Here is a 3,518-nt window from a genome sequence, read left to right as displayed (position 1 = left end):
GACTTGATCTCGGAAACAGTGCAACTGGATCAGGGAGAGATTAGCGTTAGCTATATATCGCTAGATATAAGGGGGTTATTCATACGGATTAAGTTATTGATATATCGATGTTTTTTCATAATTATACTAAACACGGATATACGGATGAATTATACGGATGAATATACGGATTAAGTTATTGATATATCGATGTTTTTAAGACCGTCTACGGATAGTCTACGGATAAACCTACGGATAGTCTACGGATAAACCTACGGATGAATATACGGATAAACATACGGATGAATATTACCCCAAACACTATATTTTTAGACATGCCCTCAAATGACCCATAAATATACCCTCTGCACTGTATGATTATGACCTATTATGGGTGATAAAATATACTTTATACAATATATGATATATATACTATAGACTATACAATTACGATGATTTAGATGATGTTTGGGACTATTTGCTTTTAGCGGATTTGGCTTTTTGGGCTCTTATGACACTTTTTGGTATGATGACTTCATCCCCAAAGTAAATCCAATCAAGATGTTTTTTAGTTGTTTTCTTTATCTTAAGAGACGTTTCTATACGAGGCGTACTAAGCCTAGTTTCAATATGACCTACACCTACAGAAGTTAATCCTATTAAATTGCCAAACTCTACTTGAGTCATGCCTTTAGCTTTTCGAACTTCTTTAATACGGCTTCCTATCTCTTTAGGATTTAGTTGTTTCTTTTGGATAATATCTTCGTAACGCCTATCGATCATTTCCCCGTCATAGATCCAATCAAAGCTAGCTCCGTATTCATTACGCAAATACAAGGCGTAGTTAATACTGGTAGAGCATATGCCTTTTTCGAACTGACAAATAGCGTTTTCCAATAGATTAGCCCCTATAGCCATTTCTTTTAAGGTCTTACAATTAGTCTTTCGTATTTCTCTTATACGCGTGCCTACTGCTTCCCAATATTGGCGTATTTCTGGCGTTATAATCAAATTGTACTCATTCAATATCTCTAATGAATATTCTAAAAACTGTTCACACTCCATAACATCCAAGCCTTAACCAATTGTAAATACCGTATTATGGTGAATTTAGATGATGTTTGAGATTAAAAGCAAAATAGTTTTTTCAAGCGTTCAGCACTTTTTGGAAGAATTATTTCATCACCAAAATAGATCCAATCAAGCGGTCTTTGTAGTGTTTTTTTCATTTTCAATGCAGTTTCAACTCTTGGAGTTCTATGCCCATTTTCAATATTACCCACACCTACAGAAGATAATCCTACTAAATGACCGAAATTCTCTTGTGTCATATCCTTATTTTTGCGTATTTCTTTAATACGGCTACCTATCTCTACAGGGTCAAATTCTCTCTTTTTAATAACATCCCTATAAATACGGTCAATAATTTCTCCATCATAGATCCAATCAAAACTAATTCCGTATTCATTACGAAGGAATAAGGCGTAGTTGATGCTTGTAGAGCGTACACCTCTTTCAAATTGGCTAACAATACTTATTGCCTGATTAGACTCTATAGCCATTTGTTTCAGGTCCTTACCCTTTAATTGCCGTATTTCCCTTATACGGGCTCCTACTTCTTTCCAGTGACGTATTGTTTCTGGTGTTACGACCATTTCAGACTCATTTAATGCCTCTGATGAATATTCTATTAACTGTTCACACTCCATAACATCCAAGCCTTAACTAATTGTAAATAAACTGTTATTGAAAATATCTATCGTTATGATCAATTTATATATTGACTAATTGATCATAATGATAGATGGTATCACCAGTTGAGAAAGAAATCAATGATTTAAGGAGCTAGTCAAAACATGGAGTATGGAGAATATATCAAATGCCAAAACAAGTTTTTGATGGTTGTAGACGAAAAAGTTAGAGCAAACAAAAACGCAATAGGATTTCTTAAAGAACATAGAAATGTTGTTCTTAGGAGCGTTCAAAAGGCAACTAAAGAAATAGCAGAAGCCTTTTTCCCTCTTGTTGAATACGTATTGGAAAACAAGAGAGAAGTATTCATCAACAGAGTTTACGGCAAAGACGAACATGCTTTGAATATTTTTTATGACATTCCTTCAGATCCAAATTGGAAACTAACAACTGTAATCACTATGTATTTCAACAATCTAATGAAAAACTATGTGCTTGATTATAACCCCTGCCTGACACCAAATTTCTACCCAATGGCAAAAAAGCTCATGAAAAAACTAGAAGAAAACCAAAACGATAAAGCGGCGTAACTGCGACACTAAAGAGGATAGAACAATGGGCATAAATATAGAAGACTACCCTATTTTGCTCTTTAAATACGACGGAGATTGGATAGCCATGCCTGTTGATTTTAAAGGATATGTCTTGGGAGATGGAAAGACACCAAACAAGGCTCTGAAACATCTAAAACAAGCCGTTCTTGAATGGGAAGATTTAGCCGAAAAGAGAGGAATGGAAAAGACTAAATCCTACAGTACTCCTTTGGAGGCATTGTCTCTCGTATTAGCGGAGTTGGGCATGAATAGACTAAGCAAAGTTGAAATACCCACAGCTAAAGGGACTAAAATTAATGGCTAATGCGAAATACGATCTCTTATACGATGACACCCTTGAGGTTACGCACATGGGCGGAGACATGGCGTCTCACAATCTAAAGAGGATCAAAGCCCTAAGATATATACCCCGATATAACGTTAAAAAAGGAGATTTAGGCGGGTACATTCAATGCGAACACAACCTCAGTAATGAAGGCGACTGTTGGGTTGGAACAACTGGCCAAGTATACGGGCAATCGCCTAGCGGGGAGTTCACTGCAGTTAAAGAAGATGCCTTAGTTGAGGGAACTGCAGACTCCGGAGCGGTGGTTAAAGGTGATGCTGTCGTAGTTGAAGGAAGTGTGGTTGGGCAAGGTAGGGTTCTCGTCGGGCTGTCCCCTAAATATGGGATCCTACTAAAGAGCATGATAGTAGAAGACCCCTTCGGCAACAAATACACTATGCATCCTATAGTAGCCCTAAGAGACATACCCTTACACGACGTTAAAAAGGGCGATCTAGGCGGTTACATCGAAAGCGAAGCGAACCTCAGCCAGAAAGGTAACTGCTGGGTTGAAAAGACTGGAATAGTATATGGAAAAACAACCAAGGTTAAAGACGATGCACTAGTTGAAGGGTACGTACACGACGGTGCAGTAGTTGGAGGGAAAGTACGCATAGCCCGAGACAGCGTAGCATCAGGCAGTATTTCTGTTGAAGGAGATTTCACCGTTAACGGATGGCTAGTGGAATCTCCACATCTCCCTAGTGAAGAACAAGAGCTCAGTGAAGAACAAGAGCTCAGTGAAGAACAAGAGCTCAGTGAAGAACAAGAACCAGAACAAGAGCCAGAACAAGAGGTGAAATAATGCCCAAATTCGATTTCGTAGAAGGTGATACACAAAAGCGTACAACGCGTGACGGTGAATTATGCACCATAGGCAGAATTAGAGCCCTAACGAACATACCTGA

Annotated in this window: 5 protein-coding genes; 3 read left to right on the top strand and 2 right to left on the bottom strand. The window is 38.1% G+C overall.

The annotated features are described in order from the left end of the window. Positions 1-453: 453 nt before the first annotated feature. Both H0G72_RS05775 and H0G72_RS05770 read right to left on the bottom strand, forming a co-directional pair. On the bottom strand, positions 454-1,044 hold the full coding sequence (locus tag H0G72_RS05775) for a helix-turn-helix domain-containing protein (protein WP_182017820.1): 591 nt from the start codon (positions 1,042-1,044) through the stop codon (positions 454-456). A 62-nt stretch (positions 1,045-1,106) separates the two neighbouring features. Beyond that, the gene (locus H0G72_RS05770; protein WP_259345172.1) at positions 1,107-1,688 is read right to left on the bottom strand and encodes a helix-turn-helix domain-containing protein; all 582 of its coding nucleotides are present in this window, start codon (positions 1,686-1,688) and stop codon (positions 1,107-1,109) included. A 189-nt stretch (positions 1,689-1,877) separates the two neighbouring features. On the opposite strand from H0G72_RS05770, the gene H0G72_RS05765 reads away from it, so the two are divergent. The 3 genes from H0G72_RS05765 to H0G72_RS05755 are packed head-to-tail and all read left to right on the top strand — an operon-like array spanning position 1,878 to position 3,415. Then, entirely contained in the window at positions 1,878-2,261 is a 384-nt protein-coding gene (locus H0G72_RS05765; RefSeq protein ID WP_220456134.1) for a hypothetical protein, read from the top strand. Between the two features lie 25 nt (positions 2,262-2,286). Then, positions 2,287-2,589, top strand: a complete 303-nt coding sequence (locus H0G72_RS05760) for a hypothetical protein (protein WP_182017818.1) — start codon at positions 2,287-2,289, stop codon at positions 2,587-2,589. Beyond that, the gene (locus H0G72_RS05755; protein ID WP_182017817.1) at positions 2,582-3,415 is read left to right on the top strand and encodes a hypothetical protein; all 834 of its coding nucleotides are present in this window, start codon (positions 2,582-2,584) and stop codon (positions 3,413-3,415) included. Before H0G72_RS05760 ends, H0G72_RS05755 begins: the two co-directional genes overlap by 8 nt. The last annotated feature ends 103 nt before the right edge of the window (positions 3,416-3,518 follow it).

Origin of the sequence: Candidatus Liberibacter sp. (assembly GCF_014048425.1) — a bacterium.
Lineage (GTDB): Bacteria > Pseudomonadota > Alphaproteobacteria > Rhizobiales > Rhizobiaceae > Liberibacter.
This window is presented reverse-complemented; position numbering and strand designations above follow the sequence as displayed.